Annotated in this window: 20 protein-coding genes, 1 tRNA gene and 2 pseudogenes; 12 read left to right on the top strand and 11 right to left on the bottom strand. The window is 60.7% G+C overall.

The genetic code is table 11. The features are described from left to right. Positions 1-145: 145 nt before the first annotated feature. The 3 genes from pyrI to KYK33_RS18825 form a co-directional block, all read right to left on the bottom strand. Positions 146-610, bottom strand: a complete 465-nt coding sequence (pyrI, locus tag KYK33_RS18835) for an aspartate carbamoyltransferase regulatory subunit (RefSeq protein WP_005890729.1) — start codon at positions 608-610, stop codon at positions 146-148. A gap of 89 nt (positions 611-699) precedes the next feature. Next, complete coding sequence (gene pyrB, locus KYK33_RS18830; RefSeq protein WP_224431486.1) at positions 700-1,620, bottom strand: aspartate carbamoyltransferase; 921 nt, start codon at positions 1,618-1,620, stop codon at positions 700-702. A 274-nt stretch (positions 1,621-1,894) separates the two neighbouring features. Beyond that, positions 1,895-2,437: a hypothetical protein gene (locus tag KYK33_RS18825; protein WP_224431485.1), complete on the bottom strand. Its 543-nt coding sequence runs from the start codon at positions 2,435-2,437 to the stop codon at positions 1,895-1,897. A gap of 202 nt (positions 2,438-2,639) precedes the next feature. Here KYK33_RS18825 and KYK33_RS18820 point away from each other — a divergent pair. Both KYK33_RS18820 and KYK33_RS18815 read left to right on the top strand, forming a co-directional pair. Beyond that, positions 2,640-2,716, top strand: a tRNA-Trp gene (locus KYK33_RS18820). Between the two features lie 468 nt (positions 2,717-3,184). Continuing rightward, on the top strand, positions 3,185-5,074 hold the full coding sequence (locus KYK33_RS18815; protein ID WP_224431484.1) for a methyl-accepting chemotaxis protein: 1,890 nt from the start codon (positions 3,185-3,187) through the stop codon (positions 5,072-5,074). Positions 5,075-5,116: 42 nt separating this feature from the next. On the opposite strand, the gene KYK33_RS18810 is transcribed toward KYK33_RS18815, so the two are convergent. Together KYK33_RS18810 and KYK33_RS18805 are read right to left on the bottom strand one after the other, a co-directional pair. Further along, positions 5,117-5,644: a lipocalin family protein gene (locus KYK33_RS18810; protein WP_224431483.1), complete on the bottom strand. Its 528-nt coding sequence runs from the start codon at positions 5,642-5,644 to the stop codon at positions 5,117-5,119. A gap of 16 nt (positions 5,645-5,660) precedes the next feature. Then, positions 5,661-6,563, bottom strand: coding sequence for an AraC family transcriptional regulator (locus tag KYK33_RS18805; protein ID WP_224431482.1), 903 nt, complete (start codon positions 6,561-6,563; stop codon positions 5,661-5,663). A gap of 144 nt (positions 6,564-6,707) precedes the next feature. Between KYK33_RS18805 and yqhD the strand changes: the two genes are divergently transcribed. The 4 genes from yqhD (at position 6,708) to KYK33_RS18785 (ending at position 13,045) form a co-directional block, all read left to right on the top strand. Further along, entirely contained in the window at positions 6,708-7,871 is a 1,164-nt protein-coding gene (gene yqhD, locus KYK33_RS18800; protein WP_224431481.1) for an alcohol dehydrogenase, read from the top strand. Positions 7,872-8,378: 507 nt separating this feature from the next. Then, positions 8,379-9,902 (top strand): Re/Si-specific NAD(P)(+) transhydrogenase subunit alpha, encoded by a 1,524-nt coding sequence (locus KYK33_RS18795; protein ID WP_224431480.1) that lies wholly within the window; start codon positions 8,379-8,381, stop codon positions 9,900-9,902. Positions 9,903-9,913: 11 nt separating this feature from the next. Beyond that, positions 9,914-11,398: a Re/Si-specific NAD(P)(+) transhydrogenase subunit beta gene (gene pntB, locus KYK33_RS18790; protein ID WP_224431479.1), complete on the top strand. Its 1,485-nt coding sequence runs from the start codon at positions 9,914-9,916 to the stop codon at positions 11,396-11,398. A gap of 363 nt (positions 11,399-11,761) precedes the next feature. Beyond that, on the top strand, positions 11,762-13,045 hold the full coding sequence (locus KYK33_RS18785; RefSeq protein WP_396021404.1) for an L-cysteine desulfidase family protein: 1,284 nt from the start codon (positions 11,762-11,764) through the stop codon (positions 13,043-13,045). Between the two features lie 135 nt (positions 13,046-13,180). Here KYK33_RS18785 and KYK33_RS18780 read toward each other — a convergent pair whose 3' ends face one another. Next, positions 13,181-13,936 (bottom strand): outer membrane protein assembly factor BamD, encoded by a 756-nt coding sequence (locus KYK33_RS18780; protein ID WP_042042677.1) that lies wholly within the window; start codon positions 13,934-13,936, stop codon positions 13,181-13,183. A gap of 116 nt (positions 13,937-14,052) precedes the next feature. Between KYK33_RS18780 and rluD the strand changes: the two genes are divergently transcribed. The 6 genes and pseudogenes from rluD to KYK33_RS20270 all read left to right on the top strand — a co-directional run bounded on the left by rluD (position 14,053) and on the right by KYK33_RS20270 (position 20,418). Next, positions 14,053-15,033, top strand: a complete 981-nt coding sequence (gene rluD, locus KYK33_RS18775; protein WP_042042615.1) for a 23S rRNA pseudouridine(1911/1915/1917) synthase RluD — start codon at positions 14,053-14,055, stop codon at positions 15,031-15,033. A 114-nt stretch (positions 15,034-15,147) separates the two neighbouring features. Beyond that, positions 15,148-15,885 carry a peptidoglycan editing factor PgeF gene (gene pgeF / locus KYK33_RS18770; protein WP_224431478.1) on the top strand — a complete coding sequence of 246 codons (738 nt, stop codon included), beginning with the start codon at positions 15,148-15,150 and terminating at the stop codon, positions 15,883-15,885. A 237-nt stretch (positions 15,886-16,122) separates the two neighbouring features. After that, the gene (gene clpB, locus KYK33_RS18765; protein ID WP_224431477.1) at positions 16,123-18,711 is read left to right on the top strand and encodes an ATP-dependent chaperone ClpB; all 2,589 of its coding nucleotides are present in this window, start codon (positions 16,123-16,125) and stop codon (positions 18,709-18,711) included. 166 nt (positions 18,712-18,877) lie between these two features. Beyond that, positions 18,878-19,507 carry a c-type cytochrome gene (locus tag KYK33_RS18760; protein WP_224431476.1) on the top strand — a complete coding sequence of 210 codons (630 nt, stop codon included), beginning with the start codon at positions 18,878-18,880 and terminating at the stop codon, positions 19,505-19,507. After that, positions 19,504-19,920 (top strand): annotated as a pseudogene (locus tag KYK33_RS20275) (c-type cytochrome); the annotation flags it as partial. The gene KYK33_RS18760 and the pseudogene KYK33_RS20275, both read left to right, overlap by 4 nt. Before the next feature lie 21 nt (positions 19,921-19,941). Beyond that, on the top strand, positions 19,942-20,418 hold the full coding sequence (locus KYK33_RS20270) for a c-type cytochrome (protein ID WP_370736615.1): 477 nt from the start codon (positions 19,942-19,944) through the stop codon (positions 20,416-20,418). A gap of 273 nt (positions 20,419-20,691) precedes the next feature. Here the strand turns inward: KYK33_RS20270 and KYK33_RS20265 are convergent. The 5 genes and pseudogenes from KYK33_RS20265 to glnA form a co-directional block, all read right to left on the bottom strand. Then, positions 20,692-20,815 (bottom strand): annotated as a pseudogene (locus KYK33_RS20265) (helix-turn-helix domain-containing protein); the annotation flags it as partial. 20 nt (positions 20,816-20,835) lie between these two features. Next, positions 20,836-22,254: a nitrogen regulation protein NR(I) gene (glnG, locus tag KYK33_RS18745; RefSeq protein ID WP_042042621.1), complete on the bottom strand. Its 1,419-nt coding sequence runs from the start codon at positions 22,252-22,254 to the stop codon at positions 20,836-20,838. Between the two features lie 9 nt (positions 22,255-22,263). After that, positions 22,264-23,319 (bottom strand): nitrogen regulation protein NR(II), encoded by a 1,056-nt coding sequence (glnL, locus tag KYK33_RS18740; RefSeq protein ID WP_005890758.1) that lies wholly within the window; start codon positions 23,317-23,319, stop codon positions 22,264-22,266. Positions 23,320-23,399: 80 nt separating this feature from the next. Then, a complete protein-coding gene (locus tag KYK33_RS18735) occupies positions 23,400-23,954 on the bottom strand; it encodes a DUF4124 domain-containing protein (protein WP_224433055.1) in 555 nt (184 codons plus the stop codon). Positions 23,955-24,054: 100 nt separating this feature from the next. After that, positions 24,055-25,464: a glutamate--ammonia ligase gene (gene glnA, locus KYK33_RS18730; protein WP_042042627.1), complete on the bottom strand. Its 1,410-nt coding sequence runs from the start codon at positions 25,462-25,464 to the stop codon at positions 24,055-24,057. Positions 25,465-25,596: the final 132 nt, after the last annotated feature.

The following is a 25,596-nucleotide window of genomic DNA, read 5'->3' as shown; positions in this document are numbered from 1 at the left end:
TAGTGGATCCATGGGGCTAACCATGGCTGAGATGGCAAATTATAGCTAAACGACAGCTGCGGGCTGTGACCCGTATCAAAAATGGGCCCCTTGGGGCCCAGTCGAAGATGGAACATTCCTCTTGCCAGGCCCAGTGGCCCGGATATCAGTAACGCTCGCTGACGATATCCTGGGTGAAGGACTTCTCGCAGTATTTGCACTTCATGCGTACAGCACCCTTGACCTCGCGCACGCTGAAGTAGCTATCCACCGGCTCGTTGTGGGAGATGCAGTTGGAGTTGGGGCAGTGGAATACCCCGGTGATGAACTCCGGCAGGGCCAGCTGGTGCTTCTTCACCACGTTGAAGTTTTCGATGATGTTGACGGTCGCATTGGGGGCGAACAGCGCCAGCTGGTTGGCCTGCTGTTCGGTCAGGCGGGTGTTCTCAATCTTGATGAGATCCTTCTTGCCGAGGGCACCGGATTTGAGGTTGAAGCCGACGGTGATCCGCTCCTGGGTCTCGATCAGCTGGAACAGTTTCAGGATCTTGATGCCCTGACCGGCAGGGACGTGGTCGATGACGGAGCCGTGACGGATGGCTTCGACTTGCAGTTGGTTCTTGTCAGGCATGATATTCCCCTCAGACGAATTCATTCAGCACCAGTGTCTGGCGCGCAATAGAGTGACGGATTGCCGCTGGCCGGGCCAGGAAGCGCTCCTTAAACGGTTTCGTTCAGCACCAGAGCAAGCAGTGCCTGGCGCGCATAGACCCCATTTTCCGCCTGCTGGAAGTAGTAGGCGTGAGGGGTCTTGTCGACGGCGGCGTCTATTTCGTCAACCCGGGGCAGGGGGTGCAGTATCTTCATGCCCGGCTTGGCGCCGGCCAGGGTACTGAGATCCAGCACGAACTTGGCGGCCATGTGCTTGTATTCGGTCTCGTCGAAGCGCTCTTTCTGGACCCGGGTCATGTAGAGGATGTCCAGCTCCGGCATCACCTCTTCCATGGTCTCGTGCACGCTGAACTGGATGCCCTTCTCTTCCAGCTCTTCGCACAGGTAGTCCGGCATCGCCAGCGCCTCGGGAGAGATAAAGAAGAAGCGGCAGTTGAACAGGCTCAGGGCCTGGGCCAGGGAGTGCACAGTGCGGCCGTACTTGAGGTCGCCGACGAAGGCCACGTTGAGGCCGTCCAGCTTGCCTTGGGTCTCCCGGATGGAGAAGAGATCGAGCAGGGTCTGGGTCGGATGTTGATTGGAGCCGTCACCGCCGTTGATGACAGGCACCCGGGAGAACTCGGAGGCGAGGCGGGCAGCCCCTTCCTTGGGGTGACGCATCACCACGGCATCGGAGTAGGAGCCGATGATCTTGATGGAGTCGGCCAGGGTCTCGCCCTTCTTGGCGCTGGTGTTGCCGCCGTCGGCGAAACCGATGATGTTGCCGCCCAGGCGCTGTACTGCGGTCTCGAAGGAGAGTCGAGTACGGGTGGAGGCTTCGAAGAAGCAGCTGGCGACCAACTTGTTGTGCAACAGCTGGGTGTTGGGTTCGGCCTTCAACCGCTGAGCGGTCTCGACCACCAGTTCCATCTCGGCGCGGGTCAGATCCGAGATAGAGATGACGTGTTTGTTATAGAGTGGATTGGTCATCGTCTGCATTCCCTTTGGCATCTATGAAGGTTTTTCTGGCACAAAAAAAAGCCCCTGAAACAGGGGCTCTTCTCAAAATAAGTTGGGGATCTGTGGGTCGGGAATCGGAAACAACGGGGCCGCTCTGGTGCGCTCCACCCGTCTGCAAGGCTGTTTTCTTGTTCAAAAACTGCATCGTCATGTCCCGACCTTTTTCAAAACCGGACAGATTATAGAGTCGCTTTTTGAATTGTCAAAAATTTATTTCTTAGGCACTTTTACGGCAAAAAAACGTTTAACTGTTGCGAATGGGGCGACAAAGCCAGATCTGGTGCAGAGGCTGCAGCGAGGCCCCCTCGAAGGCCATGGCCCGTAAATAGGCGAGCCGGTGATGTCCCTCCAGCAGACAACAGGGGGCAGGCATGGCTCGGCCATCCGGGTACCGGCTCTGCTCATCGGTCGCCAACACTATGATGGGCTCGGGCCAGCTGCCTTGACTCAACATGTAGTCACCGAGCCAGGAGCGGCGCACGTAACTGTTGTGGTTGAGCAGCTCCTGCCAACGTGCGATCGCCTCCATGTGGCGGGAGCCGACCTGGGTGACAATCTGCGCCGTGGGCCAGGCTTCACACTCAAAGCGGTGCTGGGCGAGGTCGATAAAGCTCCAGTTGGACTCAAAACCGCGCCAATGACGGTAAATCCACTGGGCCAGCACATTTTGGGGAATGAAGGGCACCAGCGGGGCGACCCGATCGAGATAGTCGGGCAGGGACTCGGTGTTGCGTTCATCCCTGAAGTTGAGCGGTGCAAGTTGTTGAAGTAATCGGTAATTGAGCATGAGCAGCCTCCTCTTGCCAAGATCCACCCTACCCCCATTAGTGGGCCTTTCCTACCCTGGCAAGGCTGCAAATACAGCAAGTTACCCGGTGAAGTTGTGCAAATAACCCTGAGTTGCTCGTCATTTGTGCAATCGCATCGAAAGTGAGAAAAAAAGCCTTTACCTTTGATCCCGGCTTTGTATAATTCGCCTCGTTTGTTGCAGGGGCGTAGTTCCAATTGGTAGAACAGCGGTCTCCAAAACCGATGGTTGCGGGTTCGAGTCCTGCCGCCCCTGCCATTTTTAGAAAGGCCAGCTCATTGAGCTGGCCTTTCGCATTTCTGCGTTTCCTGCTCTCCAGGGCGACCTTGCTCGTTTGTTTCCCCTGACGCCTGCTGCTCACCCCCGGTGTCCCCTGCTTTTCAATGGCTTGGCCAAGTCGCCCTTCGCTCGTCCCTGTTGCCGTTTTCTACCCTGCCGTTTCCGGCAATGGTGCCATCCGTTTCCTTGCGCGACACCACATGGACTGTGCCACCCAATGCCGGGAGGCGGCGTGAGCGGTTCGTCGGCCTGGCTGCTCTAGCCGCAGGCGGGCGGCCTGCCTCATTGTGCGTTTTGCTCTTCGGTGGGCGTGGTGGCGGGCACCGCCTATTGACCTATCAAAAATTAAGCAGTGGCGGTTCATGGTCGGGTGTTTCCGGTCGATATAGACCACATAAGGTGTGCAGTTTTTATTTGACACCCTCTCTACCGTTATGAGGAGTTTCCATGAACCTTTCCCTTCGCGGCAAGTTGCTGGCGACCAGTTTGGGGGTCGTAGTGCTGACTGTCTGCCTGCTGGGCTCGATCGTCTACTTCAGCCTGAAGAGCCAGACCCTGAATGCCATCGACAGCGAGGCACGCAACTACGCTGGCGCCTACGCAGAAGGGATAGGCAACTGGATGCAGGACAGGCGGGAGAGCCTCAGTGCCCAGGTGGATGTGATTGCTCGGTATCCGGAGGCGGATCTGGTGTCTCATCTGCAGCAGACCCTGCGCTCCGGTGGCTTCGGACTGGCCTACTACGGCTCGGCGGAGGGGGTGATGACCCGCAACGATCCCTCCCTCAACAAGGGCAACTACGACCCGCGCGAGCGCCCCTGGTACCAGGATGCCGCCAAGGTGGGTGGTCTCATCATCACCGAGCCCTATGTCAGCGTCACCATGCAGCAACTGGTGGTCACCCTGGCCGCGCCCGTGATGCAGCAAGGCAGGCTGGCTGGCGTGGTCGGTGCCAACCTGGCATTGGACAAGCTGATCAAGGACGTGCTGGCCATGCGGGTGCACGGAGATGGCTACGCCATGTTGCTGGACAAGAACGGCCTCATCGTCGCCCATCCTGACCAGGCGCTGACCCTGAAGCGGAGCCAGGATCTGGATGCCAATCTGGATGTCGCCCATTTGCAAGCCATGAGTCAGCAGGGGTCACTGCAGGAGGTCGAGATAGGTGGCCAGGCCAGCATGGTGCTGGTGCGGGCCATTCCCAATACCGACTGGCTGCTGACCATGGTCATGAAGCGGGATCTGTTGCTGGCCCCCCTCGACAGCCTGCTCTGGCAGCTGGTGATGATAGGCGGCGGCCTCTTGCTGCTGTTTGGCCTGATCCTGACCAGCACCTTCAAGTACCTGTTCCAGGATCTGGGCCGGGTGGCGAGCGCTCTCAATGACATCGCCCATGGCGAGGGCGATCTCACCGTCCAGATCCAGACTCGCAGCCAGGATGAGGTGGGCCAGCTTGCCCGCAGCTTCAACCAGTTTGTGGCCCGGTTGCACGGTATCGTCAGCCGGCTGCGGGAGGTGGGTCAGCAACTGGCCGAACAGTCTCGCAGTCAGGCAGCCGGTGCCCAGGCTCGCAGCCAGCGGGTGCGCGAGCAGCAGGACGAGATCGTCATGGTGGCGACCGCGGTGACCGAGATGGCGTCAGCCACCCAGGAGATAGCGGGTAATGCCGAATTCGCTGCCACCACCTCGGGGGAGGCGGTCAAGCTGGCCGTCGCCGGTCAGTCCCAGGTCGGTCAGAGTCAGCGCAGCATCACCGGGCTGGCGGACGAGGTGGCCGATGCCAGCCAGATCATCCACGAGCTCGATGCCCACGCCCAGAAGATCAGCGGCATATTGGCAACCATCAGCGGCATCGCCGAGCAGACCAACCTGCTGGCGCTGAACGCCGCCATCGAGGCGGCCAGGGCCGGTGAGCAGGGCCGTGGCTTCGCCGTGGTCGCCGACGAGGTACGGGTGCTCTCCAAGCGCACCCATGACTCCACCGACGAGATCCAACAGATGATAGAGACACTGCAGCAGACCACTCGCCGAGCGGTAAGTGGCATGGAGACCAGTCGTCAGCTGGCGGGCACCAGCGTCGAGGATGCGGAATCGGCCAACCAGAGCCTGAGCCGGATCAACGAGGCCATCGGCACCATCAGCGACATGGCGACCCAGATAGCGGCGGCGGCGGAGGAGCAAACCTCGGTCACCGGCGAGATCAGCCGCAACACCGAAAATATCCGCCATGTCTCCCAAGAGCTGGCCGAGCAGGCGCAGGAAGAGGCGGCTCAGGCCGCCGAGCTCAAGTCGTTGACCGAGCGCCTGGCCGAGGAGTTGGGGCGCTTCCGGCTCTAAACCGGCAAGCAAGAAACAGGGCAGCCCGCGGGCTGCCCTGTTCTATTTCGGCGTCGGGGCAGGGGCCTGCCTGACCCAAATAAGCTGGTCGGTGGCAAAGCCCAGCCCCTTCGCCTTGGCGATCAGCGCATCCACCTTGGCCTTGGGCGGCTGGGGGGAGCGGGAGAGGATCCACAGATAGTCGTGGTTGTAGCTGGTCACCAGGGAGAGCTGGTAGTCGGGGTCCAGATCGATGACGTTGTAGCCGCCGTAGAAGGGGCCGAAGAAGCTCACCTTGAGCCGCGCCTCGGTAGGCTTGTCCACGAAGTAGGCCTTGCCTTCGGCCTCGCGCCAGCTGCCATCGCTCTGCAGGCCGCGGTTGAGCACCTTGACGCCGCCGTCGTCACGCAGGCTGTAGCTGGCGCTCACCCGCTCCAGTCCCCGCTCGAAGCTGTGGTCGAGACGGGCGATTTCGTACCAGGTGCCGAGGTAGCGGTCGAGCTGGAAGCCGGTGACGGGGCGGATGCCGTCGGCGAGGCCGGTGCAGGCCGTCAGTAGCCAGGCGGTGAGCAGACAAAGCAGTGAACGCATGGGGGATCTCTCTCTGTTAGCCTTCGATGATGTGCAACTGGCCTTCCCGGAAGCGGGAGGCCTGATCCGTCGGCGTGCTGCCGAAGAAGCGCTTGTACTCCCGGCTGAACTGGGAGTTGCTCTCGTAGCCGACCCTGGCCGCTGCCGCCCCCGCCTTGATGCCGTCGTGCAGCATCATCATGCGCGCCTTGTGCAGGCGAAACGACTTGATGTACTGCAGGGGCGAGGTGGCGGTGACCGCCTTGAAGTGGTGGTGGAAGGCGGAGACACTCATGTTCACCTCCCGCGCCAGCTCCTCCATGGTCAGGGTGTCGGCGTAGCGCGCCTCTATCATACGCAGCACCCGGGCTATCTGGCCCACATGGTTGTGACGATTGGCCAGCGCCTGCAGCGCCGGGCCGCCCCCCTCGTGCAGGGCGTAGAACAGCATCTCCCGCACCGTCTGCGGCCCCAGCACCCGGGCGTGGTGGGGCTTGTCCATCAGATCGATCAATCGCTCGGCGGCGCAGAACATGTCTTCGGACAGGGGGACAGAGTGCACGCCGCTCTTTTGCACAGCCGGGGCGGGCAGGGCATCCCCCAGCTCCAGCAGCAGTTCCTGCAGGGTGGCGACGTTGATCTCCAGGGAGAAGCCGATGAGGGGCTGCTCGGGGGAGGCGAAGCACTCGCACTCGCAGGGCAGCGGCAGTGTCATCAGCAGGTAGTGGCTGGGGTCGTAGCGAAACACCTGATCCGCCAGATAGCCCACCTTGTGTCCCTGCAGTATGACGATCATCCGCGGTTGGTAGAGCACGGGCGTGCGGCCGTGATACTCGGTGGTGTAGATAAGGTTCACCTGCTCAACCGGAGAAGCTGTGATGCCTGGGGTGGTGACGTGGCGGGCCAGCCTGGCGGCGAGATCGGCGTAACGGTTGGACATGGTCGCTCCGGGTGGATTCTGATGATTTGTAGAAATAGGCAAGCAATGTGCAGAATGTTGCCTTGATGGTAGGTGTTACCTGTAGAAAAATGCAACCAACATTTTGCGGCCAGGCCGCCGGACTATCAGAAGAAGGCAATGTCGATGAACAACTTTACTCTCCATACCCCCACCAAGGTGCTGTTCGGCAAGGGCCAGGTGGCCCAGCTGCGCGGCCAGATCCCGGCCGACGCCCGTGTCCTCATCACCTACGGTGGCGGCAGCGTGGTGCGTAGCGGCCTGCTGGCGCAGATCCGCAGCGAGCTGGCGGGCCTGACCCTGTTCGAGTTCGGCGGCATAGAGCCCAACCCGGCTTACGAGACCCTGATGGGGGCGGTCGAGCTGGCCCGTGCCGAGCAGATCGACTTCCTGCTCGCCGTCGGCGGCGGCTCGGTGCTCGATGGCACCAAGTTCATCGCCGCGGCCGCTCACTACGATCTGGCCAAGGAGCCCTGGCACATCCTCGAGACGGTCGGTGGCGAGGTGGCTTCCGCCATTCCCCTCGGCGCCGTGCTGACCCTGCCGGCCACCGGCTCCGAGATGAACATGGGGGCCGTCATCACTCGCAGGAGCAGCGGCGACAAGCAGCACTTCTTCTCCCCCTTCGTGATGCCGCGCTTCGCCGTGCTGGATCCCGTGCTCACCTATACACTGCCGGCCCGCCAGGTGGCGAACGGCGTGGTGGATGCCTTCATCCACACCCTGGAGCAGTACCTCACCTACCCGGTCAACGCCAAGGTGCAGGATCGCTTCGCCGAAGGCCTGCTGCTGACCCTGGCTGAAGAGGGCCCCAAGGCGCTGGTGGAGCCGGAAAATTACGAGGTGCGCGCCAACATCATGTGGAGTGCCACCCTGGCCCTCAACGGCCTGATCGGAGCCGGCGTGCCCCAGGACTGGGCCACCCACATGCTGGGCCACGAGCTGACCGCCCTGCACGGCCTCGACCACGCCCAGACCCTGGCGGTGGTGCTGCCCGCCCTGCTCGACGCCAAGCGTGAACAGAAGCACGCCAAGCTGCTGCAATACGCCGAGCGGGTCTGGGATCTGCGCAGCGGCAGCGAAGAAGAGCGCATCGACGGCGCCATCAAAGCCACCCGCGACTTCTTCGAGCGGATGGGGGTCAAGACCCGGCTGCGGGACTACGGCCTGGCCGACGCCAATATCGACACTCTGCTGGCCAAGCTCGAAGAGCACGGCATGACGGCCCTCGGGGAGCATGGCGACATCGACCTGGCGCAGAGTCGGCATATTTATGAAGCCGCCTGGTAAGGGGAGCATTCACCTTACCACCGCACTAAACGACTGACAGTAGGGGCCGGATCCTGCCATTTTGGCGGGGGATCGGCCCCTTCCTTGTTACGAAACCGTTACTTTTACCCTGTTCACTCCGATATCTGCGATTGGAGTGAATTTCGTAAGAACAAAAAGCGCTAAGATAGAGGGCCAGCAAAACATTTTTTTTGACTGGTTGGATCACTTTTTCCAGTGCTTTTTACTGGTATAAGTCGCTAATTTGGTTTGTTTTTTTAAATCACGGTCCTGGATGGGCTGATTTCTGTACGCGTACCATCCGGACGGCGGTTGTAATAAAACTCCAAAATTTGATACTAATCACCTTCGCACCTGAAAAGCGGGGGCCTGACCATGACAGGAGGTTGCGGAAGAGCCTGCTGATTTTCATAACAAAGAGTCCTTGGCCTGCAATTTGGCCGCGCCTTGTTTCGCGAGAGATGAGACACTAGGTCGCGATTATTTATTAACCATCAGGGAATAGTCATGCAGATTGGAATACCGAGAGAGAGTCTCGCCGGTGAGACCCGGGTCGCAGCGACCCCGGCCACCGTTGAGCAGCTGAAAAAGCTCGGCTTCGAGGTTGCTGTCGAGACTGGCGCCGGCCAGTTGGCCAGCTTCGATGACGCCGCCTTCGAGGCTGCCGGTGCCAGCGTGGTGCCGAACGTCTGGCAAGCCGACCTTATCTTCAAGGTCAACGCCCCGACCGACGCCGAGATCGCCGAAATTAAAGATGGTGCCACCCTGGTGAGCTTCATCTGGCCCGCTCAGAACCCCGAGCTGGTCAAGAAGCTGTCGACACGCAACATCAATGTGATGGCGATGGACATGGTGCCGCGGATCTCCCGTGCCCAGTCCCTCGACGCCCTCTCTTCCATGGCCAATATCGGTGGCTATCGCGCCGTGGTCGAAGCAGCGCACCAGTTTGGTCGCTTCTTCACCGGTCAAATCACCGCAGCTGGCAAGGTACCCCCTGCCAAGGTATTGGTGATCGGCGCCGGTGTGGCCGGTCTGGCTGCCATCGGCACCGCCGGTTCCCTGGGCGCCATAGTGCGTGCCTTCGATACCCGGCTGGAAGTGGCCGAGCAGATTGAGTCCATGGGGGGCAGTTTCCTCAAGCTCGACTTCGGCGGCGAAGATGGTGCCTCCAGCGATGGTTACGCCAAGGTCATGTCCGATGAGTTCATCAAGGCCGAGATGGAGCTGTTTGCCCAGCAGGCCAAGGAAGTGGACATCATCATCACCACCGCCCTGATCCCGGGTCGTCCCGCTCCCAAGCTGATCACCAAAGAGATGGTCGACAGCATGAAGCCGGGTTCGGTGATCGTGGACTTGGCAGCGGCCACCGGTGGCAACTGTGAATACACTGTGCCGACCGAGTTGTTCGTGACCCCGAACGGCGTCAAGGTGATAGGTTACACCGACCTGCCTGGCCGCCTGCCTGCCCAATCCTCCCAGCTCTACGGTACCAACCTGGTCAACCTGATGAAGCTGATGTGCAAGGAGAAGGACGGCCAGGTTGCCATCGACTTCGAGGACGTGGTTCAGCGCAACATGACGGTGATCCAGGCCGGTGACGTGACCTTCCCGCCCCCCGCCATTGCCGTCTCTGCCGCGCCGCAAAAACCGGCAGCCGCCCCGCTCAAGAAGGCCGAAGCCAAGAAGCCATCCAACAAGAAGTATGTGTTTGGTGCCCTCGGCATCGCCGCCTTCGGTTGGGTCGCCGCCGTGGCACCCGCCGCCTTCTTGTCCCACTTCACCGTATTTATCCTGGCCTGTGTGGTCGGTTACTACGTGGTGTGGAACGTATCTCACTCCTTGCACACGCCGCTGATGTCGGTCACCAATGCCATCTCCGGCATTATCGTGGTCGGTGCCTTGCTGCAGATTGGTCAGGGTTCGACACTCGTCACCGCGCTCTCGTTTGTCGCCGTGCTGATTGCCAGTATCAACATCTTCGGTGGCTTCACCGTGACTCAGCGCATGCTGAAGATGTTCCGTAAGGATTAAGGGGGTTTAACGTGTCTCAAGGACTGGTAACAGCATCCTATATCGTTGCCGCCGTGCTCTTCATCCTCAGTCTCGCCGGACTGTCGAAGCAAGAAACGGCCAAACATGGCAACCTGTTCGGTATCGCGGGGATGGCCATCGCCCTCGTCGCCACCGTACTCAATCCGGAAACCAGTGGTGTGCACTGGATCATCCTGGCCATGGTCATCGGCGGCGCCATCGGCGTGCGGCTGGCACTCAAGGTCGAGATGACCGAGATGCCCGAGCTGGTGGCGGTGCTGCACAGCTTCGTGGGGATGGCGGCGGTGCTGGTGGGCTTCAACAGCTTCATCGATCTGCACCCCTCCGCACCGGCGGCTGTCGTGGTCTCTGTCGGTTCCAATCTGGATGCGACTCTGGCCGCGGCCCGGGCGGCGTTCGAGCAGGCGGCCAGTGCCGCTCAGGCCGAGCACCTCACCGGCGCCATGCTGAACATCCACCTGGTGGAAGTCTTCCTCGGTATCTTCATCGGCGCCGTGACCTTCACCGGTTCCATAGTGGCGTTCGGCAAGTTGCGTGGCCTGATCTCCTCCAAGCCGCTGATGCTGCCCCATCGCCACAAGCTGAACCTGCTGGCCGTGCTGGTCTCCCTGGCGCTGATGGTGCACTTCGTCAACGCCGGTGGCTCCACCATGGCGGTGGTACTGATGACCCTGATCGCCTTCGCGTTCGGCTGGCATCTGGTGGCCTCCATCGGTGGCGCCGACATGCCGGTGGTGGTCTCCATGCTCAACTCCTACTCCGGTTGGGCGGCGGCGGCGGCGGGCTTCATGCTCTCCAACGACCTGCTGATCGTGGTCGGTGCCCTGGTGGGCTCCTCCGGTGCCATCCTCTCTTACATCATGTGCAAGGCGATGAACCGCTCCTTCATCTCGGTGATCGCCGGTGGCTTCGGCTCCGACGGTGTCGCCTCTACGGCTGATCAGGAGATGGGTGAATACCGCGAAACCAACGCCGAAGATGTGGCCGACATGCTGAAGAACGCCAGCTCCGTCATCATCACTCCGGGCTACGGCATGGCGGTGGCGCAGGCCCAGTACCCGGTGGCCGAGATCACCCAGAAGCTGCGGGATCGCGGCGTCAAGGTGCGCTTCGGTATCCACCCGGTTGCCGGTCGTCTGCCAGGTCATATGAACGTGCTGCTGGCGGAAGCCAAGGTGCCGTATGACATCGTTCTGGAAATGGACGAGATCAATGACGACTTCACCGATACCGACGTGGTACTGGTGATCGGTGCCAACGACACCGTCAACCCGGCCGCCATGGAAGATCCGGGCAGCCCCATCGCCGGCATGCCGGTGCTGGAAGTGTGGAAAGCGCAGAACGTCATCGGCTTCAAGCGCTCCATGAACACAGGCTATGCCGGTGTCCAGAACCCGCTGTTCTTCAAGGATAACACTCAGATGCTGTTTGGCGATGCCAAGGCCAGCGTCGAGGCTATCCTCAAGGCGCTCTGATCCAGGTCACAGCAAAAGCATTCAAGGGGGCCAAGGCCCCCTTTTCTGTGCCTGCCGTTTGGCGTTCTGATGGCGTCGGGCCCTGTGGCGCCTTGCCCTGAGCATGTCTCATCGCCTGACAGACGCCAGGTGGTGGCCTCGTTGAAGTGGATGGCCGAGGGCGATAGCCACTCGGCCCTCACTGCCGATTCTTCAGATTTGATCCCGCCATTATTCCCTGGGCTTGGTTGTGGTAATCGCTCAAAAGTCGGGCATAATGCCTGCCATCACGCCGGGGTTTATCAACTAATTTTTAGTTTTCCCGCAATATTTAGTATGTCTGACATAGAAGAGGCGCCGCGCCAGACCATGGAGCACTTGCAGATGAAGTCACAATGGATCGAATTTATTGCCCTGCTCAAGCGTGAGGTCGTGCCGGCCCTGGGGTGCACCGAACCCATGTCGGTGGCCTTGGCCGCCGCCAATTGCCGCCGTCTGCTGGGCCAGACGCCGCAGCGCCTGAGCGTCTGGGTCAGTGGCAATCTGTTCAAGAACGGCATGGGGGTCGGGGTACCCGGTACCGGCATGATAGGCCTGCCTGTGGCTGCGGCGGTGGGCATCACGGGGGGTAACCCCGATGGTGGGCTGGAGGTGCTCAAGCAACTCACTCCGGCCCAGGTGGAAGCCGCCAAGGCGTTGCTGCCTCTCATCAAGGTCGATGTGAAGGATGTGCCGGACGTGCTCTACGCCGAGGTGCTGGCGGAGGCCGATGGTCACAGTGCCCGGGTGGTGATTTGCACGGATCACACCCGCATCGTGCTGATGGAGAAGGATGGCGAGGTGTTGATGGAGCAAGCCAGCGCCCCCGGGGTGCAGATCCAGCCAGCCAGATCGGCCAAGCCCGCCCTGACCCTGAAGGAGATAGTCGAGTTTTCTCTCGAGGTGCCGCTTGCCGACATTACCTTCATTGGCGAGGCGGCCAGCATGAACCAGGCCCTGGCTGACGAAGGGTTGCAGGGCTATGGCCTGAGCATCGGCAAGATGCTGACCGATCAGGTGGAGCGCAAGCTGCTCTCCGACGATCTGATGACCCTGGCCATGCGACTGTCGTCTGCCGCCTCCGATGCGCGCATGGACGGCGCCATGCTGCCCGCCATGTCCAATTCGGGCTCGGGCAACCAGGGCATTGCCGCCACCATGCCGGTGGTCGCCGCCGCCCGCTTCCTCGCATCGAGCGAGGAGCAGCTGATCCGGGCACTGGTGATGAGCCATCTGGTGGCCATCTACATCAAGATGCATCAGAACAAGCTCTCCGCCCTGTGCGCGGCCAGTACCGCTGCCATGGGGGCGGGCTCCGCCATCACCTGGCTGCTGGGCGGCAAGTTCGAACAGATAAGCCACTGCATCAACAACATGATTGGCGATGTTTCCGGCATCATCTGTGACGGCGCCGGCAGTGCCTGCTCCATGAAGGTGTCGACCTCTACCTCGGCGGCGGTCAAATCCTCCCTGATGGCGATCAACAACCTGCGGGTGCCTCAGAGCGAGGGCATCGTCTCGGACGACGTGGATCAGACCATTGCCAACCTGGGTCAGCTATCCAGGAAGGGCATGCTGGATACCGATATCGAGATCATCAACATCATGCGAGCCAAGCAGCGCAACTGAGTCAGTCGTGTGGCGGGGCGCGAGTTGTAGACTGCGGTGCTCCCACTCGAAGAGGATACTGCCGGGCAGCGTCGGATCGACAGGCAAAAAAAAACCGATGACCGGGGCCATCGGTTTCTGTTCGGGCAGAGGTGATCAGCCCTTGGCGTGCCGGTTTTCCGGGTAGTTCTTGCCAAGCACTTCGCGGGCGTGCTGGGCCAGAGTTGGCATCTTGAGGGTGTCGTAGGACTCGATCATGATCTCCAGTGCCTCTTCGGTCTCCGGCGTGTCCGGGTAGGTCTCAACCACCTGCTTGGCGCGGTTGGCGGCGGCGATCAGCGCATCACGCTTTACATAATATTTGGCCACGCTCAGATCGTAGCGCGCGAGGCGGTTTTTCAGGCCTATCATGCGCGCACGGGCATCGGCGGCGTAACTGCTGTTCGGATAGTTCTGCAGCAGGGTCTTGAAGTCCTGGAACGCCTGACGAGCGTAGGAAGGATCCTTGTCATCCCGCGCTATGCCGAGCTGATCCTGGAAGAAATTGTAATCCCCCGCCATGTTGGTCAGGCCACGCATATAGAAGACGTAATCTATATTTTTGTGCGCCGGATTGAGGCGGATAAAGCGGTCGATATTGGCAGTCGCCTGGGCGGTATCATCCTGCTTGTAATAGGCATAGATGAGGTCGAGCTGCACCTGATTAGAGTAGGCGCCGAAGGGATAACGAGAGTCCAATGCTTCCAATAACTCGATAGCATTCACATAGTTACCGGCATCCAGCTTGAGGCGTGCTTTCTGGTACAGGGTCTCCGGCGGTTCGTCGGGTACCTTGGGTTTGGTGCTGGAACAGCCAGTGATCAGGGTAGCGACCAAGGCGAGCGACATCAGCAGGTGAGACTTCTTTCCCATCAACAACATCCGGTCCATTTCCACGAAATTGGCAAAGTATCCGTTATGCTTGGCTAAAAGAAAAGCTAGAATACCCGGATTATTTCGAATTGAAACCCCCGCTCAAGAGACCATACATGAGCCAGCATATTGAATTAACAGGCGAATTCCAGGATCACCAATTCGGGCAGCGACTCGATCAGGCTCTGGCAGAAATATTTCCCGACTACTCCCGCACCCGGATCAAGGAGTGGATCCTGCAAGACAGAGTGACCCTGGATGGTCAGGTTGCCAACATCCCCCGTGAGAAAGTCATCTCGGGGCAGCAGGTCCATGTCACGGTCGAGCTGGAAGACGACACCCGCTGGGATGCCCAGAATATAGCGCTCAACATCGTTTTCGAAGATGAGCATATTCTGGTGATCGACAAGCCGGCTGGTCTGGTGGTTCACCCGGGGGCAGGCACGCCGGACGGCACAGTGCTGAACGCCTTGCTGCACCTCTATCCCGAGATAGCCGAAGTGCCTCGCGCCGGCATTGTCCACCGTCTGGACAAGGACACCACTGGCTTGATGGTCATCGCCAAGACAATCCCGGCGCAGACCCATCTGGTGGAGGCGCTGCAGGCCCGCCAGATCACCCGTGAGTATGAAGCGGTTGCCATCGGTCATATGACCGCAGGCGGTACCGTGGATGCGCCCATAGGCCGTCATCCTACCCAGCGTACCCACATGGCTGTCATTCCCAATGGCCGTGATTCCGTGACCCACTATCGGGTCCATGAGAAGTTTCGTGGCCATACCCGCCTGCGACTGCGACTGGAAACCGGTCGTACTCACCAGATCCGGGTACACATGGCGCACATCAAGCACCCGCTGGTGGGCGATCCCGCCTACGGTGGTCGTATGCGTCTGCTGCGCAACGGCACCCCCGAGCTGACTGCTGCCCTGCGCGGCTTCCACCGTCAGGCCCTGCACGCCACCATGCTGCAACTGGCTCACCCCATCACCGGCGAAGTCATGCAGTGGCACTCCTCAACGCCGCAGGACATGCTGGATCTGATGGAGGCAATGCGTGCCGATACCCTGGCCAATCCGGATGATCTGATCTGGGGCTAAGCGCGTCGACCAGGCCGGATGATACGGAGTGGTCCAAGAGAGTGCGAAGGGCGGGGTACCCAGTGGGTGCCCCGTTTTTTATGGGATTTTTTCATGATTGATAAGGAGTCAGTGATGGAGACGATAGTACCGAACTGGCCTGCCCCGGCGCGGGTCCGGGCCCTTTCCACCACCCGGGATGGTGGCCTGAGCCAAGGCGCCTTTGCCGGTCTCAACCTGGGGACCCATGTCGGGGATGAGGCTGCCTTGGTCGAAGCCAATCGCGACTTGTTGCAACAAGCGGCCGGGATCCCGGGTCGGCTCAACTGGCTCAATCAGGTGCACGGTACCCAAGTGCATCCGGTCAGCGACGGGACGCTGGGTACGCCGGAGGCCGATGCCGCCTGCGCCCACAAGGCGGGGTTGGCCTGCATAGTGATGACGGCCGACTGCCTGCCGGTGCTGCTGTGCGACCGGGCGGGCACCGTGGTGGCTGCCGCTCATGCCGGTTGGCGTGGTCTGCAAAATGGCGTACTGGAGGCCAGCATCAAAGCCATGGGCTGCAAACCCGCCGAGATACTCGCCTGGCTGGGCCCGGCCATAGGACCCAGTGCCTTTGAAGTCGGTGGCGAGGTGCGTGACGCTTTTCTCGCCGAGCAGGCCGAAGCCGTTGCCGCCTTCATCCCGTCTGCCAATGAGGGCAAGTGGCTGGCAGATATCTACCAGCTGGCCCGGCTGCGCCTGGCCCGTGCCGGAGTGAGCGCCGTCTATGGGGGCGAGCACTGTACCTTCAGCGACCGCGAGCGTTTCTACTCCTATCGCCGGGATGGCCAGACCGGCCGCATGGCCTCCCTCATCTGGCTGGCAGAGTAGACAGGTGGGCGCTCAGCGAAGCCGGTGAGCGCCCACCTATGAATGCCTGTCCCTCTGGCCGGAACAGCGCACCGGCTCGCCCCTTGCCGGATAACGCGCGGCCCTCTCTGAAATCGCCATTGAGGAAAAAATAAACAACCACTCCCCTTGAAATCCTGGCTGCAGACCTCATCTTCCTTATCAGAAAGTTCCGTTGTTGCCGCCCAAGGCGGCGTCTGTTTCAAAGGGAGGAGTGCAATGCGCCTCGATCGCCTGACCAGTAAATTCCAAGTCGCTATTTCCGATGCCCAGTCTCTCGCACTGGGTCGTGATCACCAATTTATCGAACCCGTCCATCTGATGACCGCCCTGGTCAATCAGGATGGTGGGTCTAGCCGTCCCTTGCTGACCCTGTGCGGGATAGACATCAATGCCCTGCGCTCCCGCCTCGGCGAGGAGCTCGACCGTCTGCCCAAGGTGAGCGGCGTCGAGGGCGATGTACAGCTCTCCAATGGCCTGGGTCGCCTGCTCAACGTCTGTGACAAGCTGGCTCAGCAGCGCAAGGATCAGTTCATCTCATCCGAGCTCTTCTTGCTGGCGGCCCTCGATGAGAAGGGCAACCTAGGCGAGCTGCTGCGCAGCCAGGGTCTGACCAAAGAGAAACTCGAGCAGGCCATCGACAAGGTCCGTGGCGGCAAGAAGATCGATGACGCCAATGCCGAGGAGAATCGCCAGGCGTTGGAGAAGTACACCATCGATCTCACCGAGCGCGCCGAAATAGGCAAGCTTGACCCCGTGATCGGCCGGGACGAAGAGATCCGTCGCACCATCCAGGTGCTGCAACGCCGTACCAAGAACAACCCCGTGCTGATCGGTGCCCCCGGGGTCGGCAAGACCGCCATCGTCGAGGGGCTGGCTCAGCGCATCATCAACGGCGAGGTACCGGAAGGGCTCAAGAACAAGCGGGTGCTCTCCCTGGACATGGGGGCCCTGGTCGCGGGCGCCAAGTATCGCGGTGAGTTCGAAGAGCGGCTCAAAGCCGTGCTCAGCGATCTCGCCAAGGAGGAGGGCAACGTCATCCTCTTCGTCGACGAGCTGCACACCATGGTCGGCGCCGGCAAGGGCGAGGGAGCCATGGACGCGGGCAACATGCTCAAACCGGCCCTGGCGCGGGGTGAGCTGCACTGCGTCGGCGCCACCACCCTCGATGAATACAGACAGTATGTGGAGAAAGATGCCGCCCTGGAGCGCCGCTTCCAGAAGGTGCTGGTGGAGGAGCCCTCGGTGGAGGACACCATCGCCATACTGCGCGGGCTGAAGGAGCGTTATGAGCTGCACCACCATGTGCAGATCACCGACCCTGCGATCGTGGCGGCGGCTCAGCTGTCCCACCGTTACATCGCCGATCGCCAGCTGCCGGACAAGGCCATCGACCTCATCGACGAGGCGGCGGCCAGCATCCGGCTGCAGATCGACTCCAAGCCGGAGTCGCTGGATCGGCTGGAGCGGCGCATCATCCAGCTCAAGCTGGAGCAGCAGGCGCTGCTCAAAGAAGATGACGACGCCAGTCGCAAGCGCTTGGAGTTGCTCAGTCAGGAGCTGACCGAGAAGGAGCGCGACTACAACGAGCTGGAAGAGATCTGGAAGGCGGAGAAGGCGGCGCTGGCCGGTACCCAGCATATCAAGGCCGCGCTGGAGCAGGCCCGTCAGGATCTCGACGTCGCACGCCGCGCCGGGGACCTGGCCCGCATGTCCGAACTGCAATACGGCCGCATCCCCGAGTTGGAGAAGCAGCTCGATCTCGCCACTCAGGCCGAGATGCAGGAGACCAGCTTGCTGCGCAACCGGGTCACCGATGTGGAGATCGCAGACGTGCTGGCGCGCTGGACCGGGATCCCGGTGGCGCGGATGCTGGAAGGGGAGCGCGACAAGCTGCTGCGGATGGAAGAGCAGCTGCACAGCCGGGTGATTGGCCAGGAAGAGGCGGTGGAAGCTGTGTCCAACGCCATTCGCCGCTCCCGGGCCGGGCTGTCCGATCCGAACCGACCGATCGGCTCCTTCCTGTTCCTCGGCCCGACCGGGGTGGGCAAGACAGAGCTGTGCAAGGCGCTGGCGGAGTTTCTGTTCGATACCCAGGACGCCATGGTGCGCATCGACATGTCCGAGTTCATGGAGAAGCACAGCGTGGCGCGGCTGGTGGGTGCGCCCCCCGGCTACGTGGGTTACGAGGAGGGGGGTTACCTGACCGAGGCGGTACGCCGTCGTCCCTACTCGGTGATCCTGCTGGACGAGGTGGAGAAGGCGCACCCGGATGTGTTCAACATCCTGTTGCAAGTGCTGGACGATGGTCGTCTGACCGATGGTCAGGGCCGTACCGTCGATTTCCGCAATACGGTGGTGATCATGACCTCCAACCTCGGCTCGGATCTGATCCAGGAGCATACTTTTGGAAGAGAGAGTGCCGAGAAGGATTATGGCGAGATAAAAGGTCTATTGATGGAGTTGCTGACCCGCAGCTTCCGGCCGGAATTCATCAACCGGATCGACGAGACTGTGGTGTTCCACCCCCTCGGCGAGGATCACATCAAGTCCATCGCCCGGATCCAGCTCAAGAGCCTGATGGGCCGTCTGGAGTCCCAGGGCTTCGAGGTGGAGGTGAGCGAGGAGTTGCTGACCAAGCTGGTGCATGCCGGTTTCGATCCCGTCTACGGGGCGCGTCCCCTCAAGCGGGCCATCCAGCAGAAGGTGGAGAACCCCTTGGCCCAGGCCCTGCTCAGTGGTCGGGTGGTTCCAGGCAAGCTGTTGAGCCTGGGGGCCGACAGCCAGGGTCTCACCATCTCGCAATGAGGCCAGTGATCTCATCCGTTATAACAACGCCAGCCCTCGGGCTGGCGTTTTCTTTGGCCAGATCGGACCACTGGAGAGCAGCTATGCTATGGCTACCCCTCTTCGATAGGGGGTGTTACCCTGACAAGTAATATGGATTTTACCGCTGTTGATTGGAGATACATCCTTGTCGATAAAGATGCGAGCCCTGCTCACCACCCTGTTGACCTGTCTGGTGCCCCCTTTGGCCCAGGCCGCTCAGGCAACCCAGGATGTACCCCAAATCTGTGCCACCTGCCATGGTCTGAATGGCGTGCCGAAAGAGTCCAATATTCCCAGCCTCTGGGGACAATCAGAAGCCTATCTGACTGAGCAACTGCACGCCTTTCGCAGCGGAAAACGGGTCAGCGACTTCATGAATCCCATCATCTATCAACTCAGCGACGAGCAGATAAAGCGTGCAGCCAACCACTTCGCCAGCCAGTCGGCGGCCAAGGAAGTGGCGCTGCACTGGAGTGGGGAGAAATGGCCGGGAGATATGGACGCTGGTGAGCGGCTGGCTCTGGCGGGTAAACCGGATCGTAACTTGCCTGCCTGTGTTGCCTGTCATGGGCCCAGTGGCATTGGCGTCATGCCCCTGTTTCCACGCCTCGCCGGCCAGGATCCTGCCTACCTCAAGCGTCAGCTGATGTATTGGAAAGCGGATAAGCGTCCGGCGGGCGCCATGGGATCCATGTCTGCCATCGCCAAGTCGCTTAGCGAGTCAGAAGTGGAGGCCGTAGCCAACTACTTCGCCGCCCAGGGGGTGACGAAATGAAATATCTCTATCTGATGAGCTGCCTGCTGGCTGGGCTGGTCCATGCCGAATCCTTTGATGATCAGTTCAGCGTCCCCCTTGGAGAGAAGGCGCCGGATGGCAACTATCACAAGGTGCCCGACTGGTCTGCGGTGCCGGATGGTGAGATGGGTGCCGCCATCAAGCGGGGCTACAGCCTGTTCGTCAACACCCAGCAACTCAAGGGGCAAGGTCAGTCCGGTAATGGTCTGCAGTGCAGCAATTGCCATCTGGGTTCCGGCATCATTCCCGGCGCCAGTCCGCTGTGGGGTGCCTATCCTTCCTATCCCGCCTATCGCAAGAAGAACAACAAGGTGAACACCTATGAGGATCGGCTGCAAGGCTGCTTCCTCTATTCGATGAATGCCAAGGGGGGGCAGCCTCCCGCCTATGACAGCCCTGCCATCCGCGATCTGGTGGCCTACTCCTACTGGCTGGCGAGCGGTGCCCCCATCAGTGACAAGCTGCCGGGTCGCAACTTCTTCACCATCGCCACCCCTCCCCAGTCCCCCGACTTCAAGCGGGGCCAGAGCGTCTATGCCGAGCGCTGTGCCGATTGCCACGGCGCCGAGGGGGAGGGCAAGAAGGTAGCGGATCGCTACGTCTTCCCGCCACTGTGGGGCAAGGAGAGCTACAACTGGGGCGCGGGTATGCACGGCATCGACAAGGCGGCCGCCTTCATCAAGAGCAACATGCCGCTCTCTCAGGGGGGAAGCCTGAGCGACCAGCAGGCTTGGGATGTGTCGCTTTACATCAATAGTCAGGAAAGGCCCCAGGATCCCCGCTTCAAGGGCGACCTTGGCCAGACCACCAAGGCGTTTCATGGCAAGAACTCCCAGTACGGCTTACCCTCGCCGGTCGATGGTCACTTGCTGGGCAGCAAGGCATATTGAGCCCTCATGGGAGACAAGCTCGCTGAGACGCTATGCGCAGTGTCAGTGAGCCGCCAGGGGCAATGTTAGTCTGACAAGCGTCGACACTATCCGCCGTTTTTCGCATTGCAGCGAAAGACGGCGGATTTTTTCATGGCATTGCCAAGCCCGGAAGGGGGCCGCTGTGTGCTGAGCCGCTGCCGTTGGGATCATGATGGGGCTGGCAAAGGAGAGGCTTGAAATCGCAGCATGGCGGGCCCCCCTTGTGGCTGGGGGCCAGCCGAGCTCAGGAAAATCGAGTTCTTTCAGCTTGCGGGTGATGGGTGTTACGACCCCAGCCAAGCAGGCGTGCCGCCTCCTGCTTGTGGCCATGGGGTTGCTCCAGCGCCGTCTCCAGCATGATGCGTTCGGGCGTTGGAGCATGGCGTCGGTCGATATTCAGGAAAAATCGAGTTCTTTCAGCTTGCGGGTGAGGGTGTTACGACCCCAGCCAAGCAGGCGTGCCGCCTCCTGCTTATGGCCATGGGTATGCTCCAGCGCCGTCTCCAGCATGATGCGTTCGAACTGAGGCATGGCATCGGCCAGTATGTCTATCTCTCCCAGAGCCAGCTTGGCGGCGACCCAGTCGCGCAGCTGTTGCTGCCAGCCACCGGCCAGTGCAGGCTGACCCGGCTCGGCGACGCTGGTGATCGGGGTCAGCAGCTCGGGAGGCAGATCGGCGACCAGCACCTCCTGTCCCGAGGCCATGACGGTCAGCCAGCGGCAGACGTTTTCCAACTGACGCACGTTGCCAGGCCAGGGGAGCCGGCTGATGAACACCTGGGTATCCGGGTGCAGACTCTTGGCCTCGACGTTGAGCTCCTTGGCGGCTCGCAGCAGGAAGTGGTGCGCCAACTGGGGGATATCCTCACGGCGCTCCTTGAGGGCCGGGATATGGATGCGGATGACGTTGAGGCGGTGGAACAGATCCTCCCGGAATTCGCCATCGGCGACCCGCTTCTCCAGATTCTGGTGGGTGGCGGCGATGATGCGCACGTCCACCTGTACCGGCTGATGGCCGCCGACGCGATAGAACTGGCCATCGGCCAGTACCCGCAACAGCCGGGTCTGCACATCGAGTGGCATGTCGCCGATTTCATCGAGAAACAGGGTACCGCCATCCGCTTGCTCGAAGCGGCCATGGCGAATGTTGTTGGCCCCGGTGAACGCGCCCTTCTCATGGCCGAACAGCTCAGATTCGATGAGATCTTTCGGGATGGCCGCCATGTTGAGGGCAATGAAGTTTTTGTGGGCACGCGGGCTGTGGCGATGGAGGGCGTGGGCGACCAGCTCCTTGCCGGTGCCGCTCTGGCCGTTGATCAGCACGGAGATGCTGGACCGCGACAGCCGGCCTATGGCGCGAAACACCTCCTGCATGGCGGGGGCTTCACCGATGATCTCCGGGCTGCTGCTGGCGTCTTGCGGGCGGGTCTTGCGTTTGGTGCGCTGCTCTTTCAGGTGATTCTCGGCGCGGCGCACCAGGGTGACCGCCTCCTCGATATCGAACGGCTTGGGCAGATATTCGAAGGCACCACGCTGGTAGGCGTTGACGGCGGAATCGAGATCCGAGTGGGCGGTCATGATGATGATGGGCAAGTCCGCCTGACGACGATGGATCTGCTCCAGCAGGCTGAGGCCATCGATGCCGGGCATGCGGATGTCGGACAGGATCACATCGGGAGATCGTGCCTCCAGGGAGTGCAGCAGGGCCTCGCCATCGGCGAAACTCTCGCACTCGAAACCCTCGTTGCCCAGGGTGCGCTCCAGCACCCAGCGGATCGAACTGTCGTCATCGACGATCCATACTTTTGCGGTCATGACGTTCCCTTATTTGCGAAGCGGTAGATAAACGGTGAACTCGGTATGTCCTGGCCAACTGATGCAGTCGATACGGCCCTTGTGCTGATCGATCAGGTTTTGGGCGATGGAGAGGCCGAGCCCCGTTCCCCCCTCTTTACCGGTGATCATGGGGTAGAAGAGGGTGTCACGGATGGCATCCGGGATGCCGGGTCCGTTGTCGATGATCTTTATCTCGGCGGCGAGCCGGTAACGCTGGCCATGGATGGTGATCTGGAACACGGTGCGGGTGCGCAGGCTGATCAGGCCTGTCTGGCTGACCAGTGCCTCGGCGGCGTTGCGCACTATGTTGAGGAAGGCTTGTTGCAGCTGATCCGGTTCCATCTCGAATTCGGGAATGCTGGGGTCATAGTCCCGCTCTATGCGGATACCGCCTGGCAGTTCCAGCTCCACCAGGCGGCGAACCTGCTCCAGTACCGAGTGGACATTGTGAACCTGATGGCGGCCGGGACGCTGGGGGCCAAGCAGGCGATCGACCAGCAACCGCAACCTGTCAGCCTGCTCGATGATGATGCCGGTATATTCACGCAAGGCCGGATCCGGCAGCTCCTTTTGCAGCAACTGGGCCGCGCCACGCAGGCCACCCAGGGGGTTTTTAATCTCGTGGGCCAGACCGCGCACCAGCTCTCTGGCCGCCTGCTGTTGAGCATGCTGTTGCAACTCCTGACTGATCTTTTTCTGCTGGTCGATTTTGCGCAGCTCTACCACGATCAAACGCTGTTCATGGTCGGCCAGGGGGCTGGCACTGAGTTCGACCAGGCGAGGCTCCCCTTCCACGACCAGGGTCACCTCGCTGTCGGTGAAGCCTTGCCCCGAGATGAGGCACTGACGAAAGCGTTGCAAGTCGAGGGAGATGTGTTCCAGCAGATGGGGCAGTTCCAGCCCGATCAGCCGGCGTTGACTGAGGGAGAGCAGCTGTTCTGCCGCAGGATTGACGTGCTGAATGCAGAGACGTTCGTCCATCAGGATGACGGCAGTCAGCAGGTTGTCGAGTAATGTCTTGGCTTGATCCGAGCGGACTGGCACAGGTTTCTCCCTAAAACGGTGCTACACACCGGCAATGCACCAATATAGTGCATTCAGTCTACCCGCATAGGTGCAGAGGATCACCCTTTATGAGGCGTAGGGCCCAGGGTGGCTGCCTGATTGGCTCTGGTTCTGTGCAGATAGAAAGTCACAACTTCTGATTTAGCAAGGATCGTACCGTCTTTTGCCAGTAGCTCGAGCTGCACCCTGTGGGTGCCCCGATCCAGATTTTCCAGGCGGATGATCAGCGTGTTGTGGACCCGGACCCGCTCCTTGCCATCGAGCAAGAGACGCAGATCGAACTGGGGTGGAGGGACTGGGGTGACCTGGGCTTCGAACACTATGTTGCCCGTGTTGTCGCGCAGGGTGCTGTCTGGCTCGGGGGAGAGCAGGGAGATGGCCAGTTCGGCCTGTCTGACATCGGCGCCAATGAGGTGGTTGTAATTATCGACCTGTACCGAATGGGTGCTGGTGCCGACCAGGGGGGCGACCCGCAGATCGATTTCCTGAGTTTGCTGACCGGCAGGAGGGGTGCTGGTGTAGTGGGTGATCCCCCTGCTGTCGATCCAGGAGTAGATCTTGGCCCCCTGGGCGCTCAGGCAGATCAGCAGCAAGAACCCGGCATAGCGGCTCATTCTCATCCATCTCTCCTTGGTGGGATCTCGCCTAAAGCCTATCAGAGAAAAAACCCGCCATGAGGCGGGTTTTTTCTCTATTGGGTTCTGACTGTATCTGTTAGACAGAGTAGTACAGTTCAAACTCCAGCGGGTGCGGGGTCATGCGGACGCGGTCCACGTCGTGCTGCTTCAGCTCCAGGTAGGAGTTGATGAAGTCATCGCTGAACACGCCACCACGGGTCAGGAACTCGCGATCTGCATCCAGACCTGCCAGGGCCTCGTCCAGAGAGCCGGCAACGGTCGGCACTTCTGCGGCTTCTTCCGGCGGCAGGTCGTACAAGTTCTTGTCCATGGCATCGCCCGGATGGATCTTGTTGATGATGCCGTCCAGACCGGCCATCAGCTGGGCCGCGAAGGCCAGGTAGGGGTTGGCAGCCGGATCCGGGAAGCGCACTTCGATGCGACGTGCTTTCGGGCTAGGTACGACCGGGATACGGATGGAAGCGGAACGGTTACGGGCGGAGTAAGCCAGCATGACCGGGGCTTCGTAGCCTGGTACCAGACGCTTGTAGGAGTTGGTGGTCGGGTTGGCGAAGGCGTTGATGGCCTTGGCGTGCTTGATGATGCCGCCGATGTAGTGCAGTGCCATCTCGGACAGGCCGCCGTACAGGTCACCGGCGAACAGGTTGACGCCGTTCTTGACCAGAGACTGGTGGCAGTGCATGCCGGAGCCGTTGTCGCCAAACATGGGTTTTGGCATGAAGGTGACTGTCTTGTTGTAGGCGTGGGCCACGTTGTGGATCACGTACTTCAGCACCTGGACTTCATCAGCCTTCAGAGTGAGGGTGTTGAAGCGAGTGGCGATCTCGTTCTGACCGGCGGTAGCCACCTCATGGTGGTGGGCCTCGACGACCTGACCCATCTCTTCCAGCACCAGACACATGGCGGCGCGAATGTCCTGGGAGGAGTCAACCGGTGCAACCGGGAAGTAACCACCCTTGACGAAGGGGCGGTGACCCTTGTTGCCGTGCTCGTAGGCGGTACCTGAGTTCCAGGCGGCTTCTTCGGATTCAATCTTGACGAAGCTGTGGCCCATGGTGTTCGAGAAGGTGATGTTGTCGAACATGAAGAATTCGGGCTCTGGTCCAAACAGGACGGTATCGGCGATGCCGCTGGACTTCAGGAAGTCTTCGGCACGCTTGGCGATGGAGCGCGGATCGCGATCGTAGCCTTGCATGGTGGCCGGTTCCAGGATGTCACAGACGATGTTCAGGGTGGTCTCTTCGGTGAACGGATCCAGCTTGGCGGAGGCCGCATCCGGCATCAGCACCATGTCAGACTCGTTAATACCTTTCCAGCCGCCGATGGAGGAGCCATCGAACATCTTGCCGTCTTCGAAGAACTCTTCGTTGACCTGGTGGGAAGGGATGGAAACGTGCTGCTCTTTACCCTTGGTGTCGGTAAAGCGCAGGTCGACAAACTTGACTTCATGTTCCTGGATCAAGGCCATTACGTTCTGAGCTGACATGCTAAGTAACCTCCGGTGTTAAAACTCTTTGGGTGAATTCGTCATCACATTCACATAAGCGAGTATCGTGCCAAGTTTGTGACAGCATGATTTCAGGGCAGTTGCCGCATCTTGGCGTCCCAAAATCTGCTG

The sequence above is a fragment of the Aeromonas rivuli genome, from assembly GCF_020149575.1.
Lineage (GTDB): Bacteria > Pseudomonadota > Gammaproteobacteria > Enterobacterales > Aeromonadaceae > Aeromonas > Aeromonas rivuli.
Note: the sequence above shows the minus strand (reverse complement) of the source record. Positions and strands in the feature narration are given on the sequence as shown.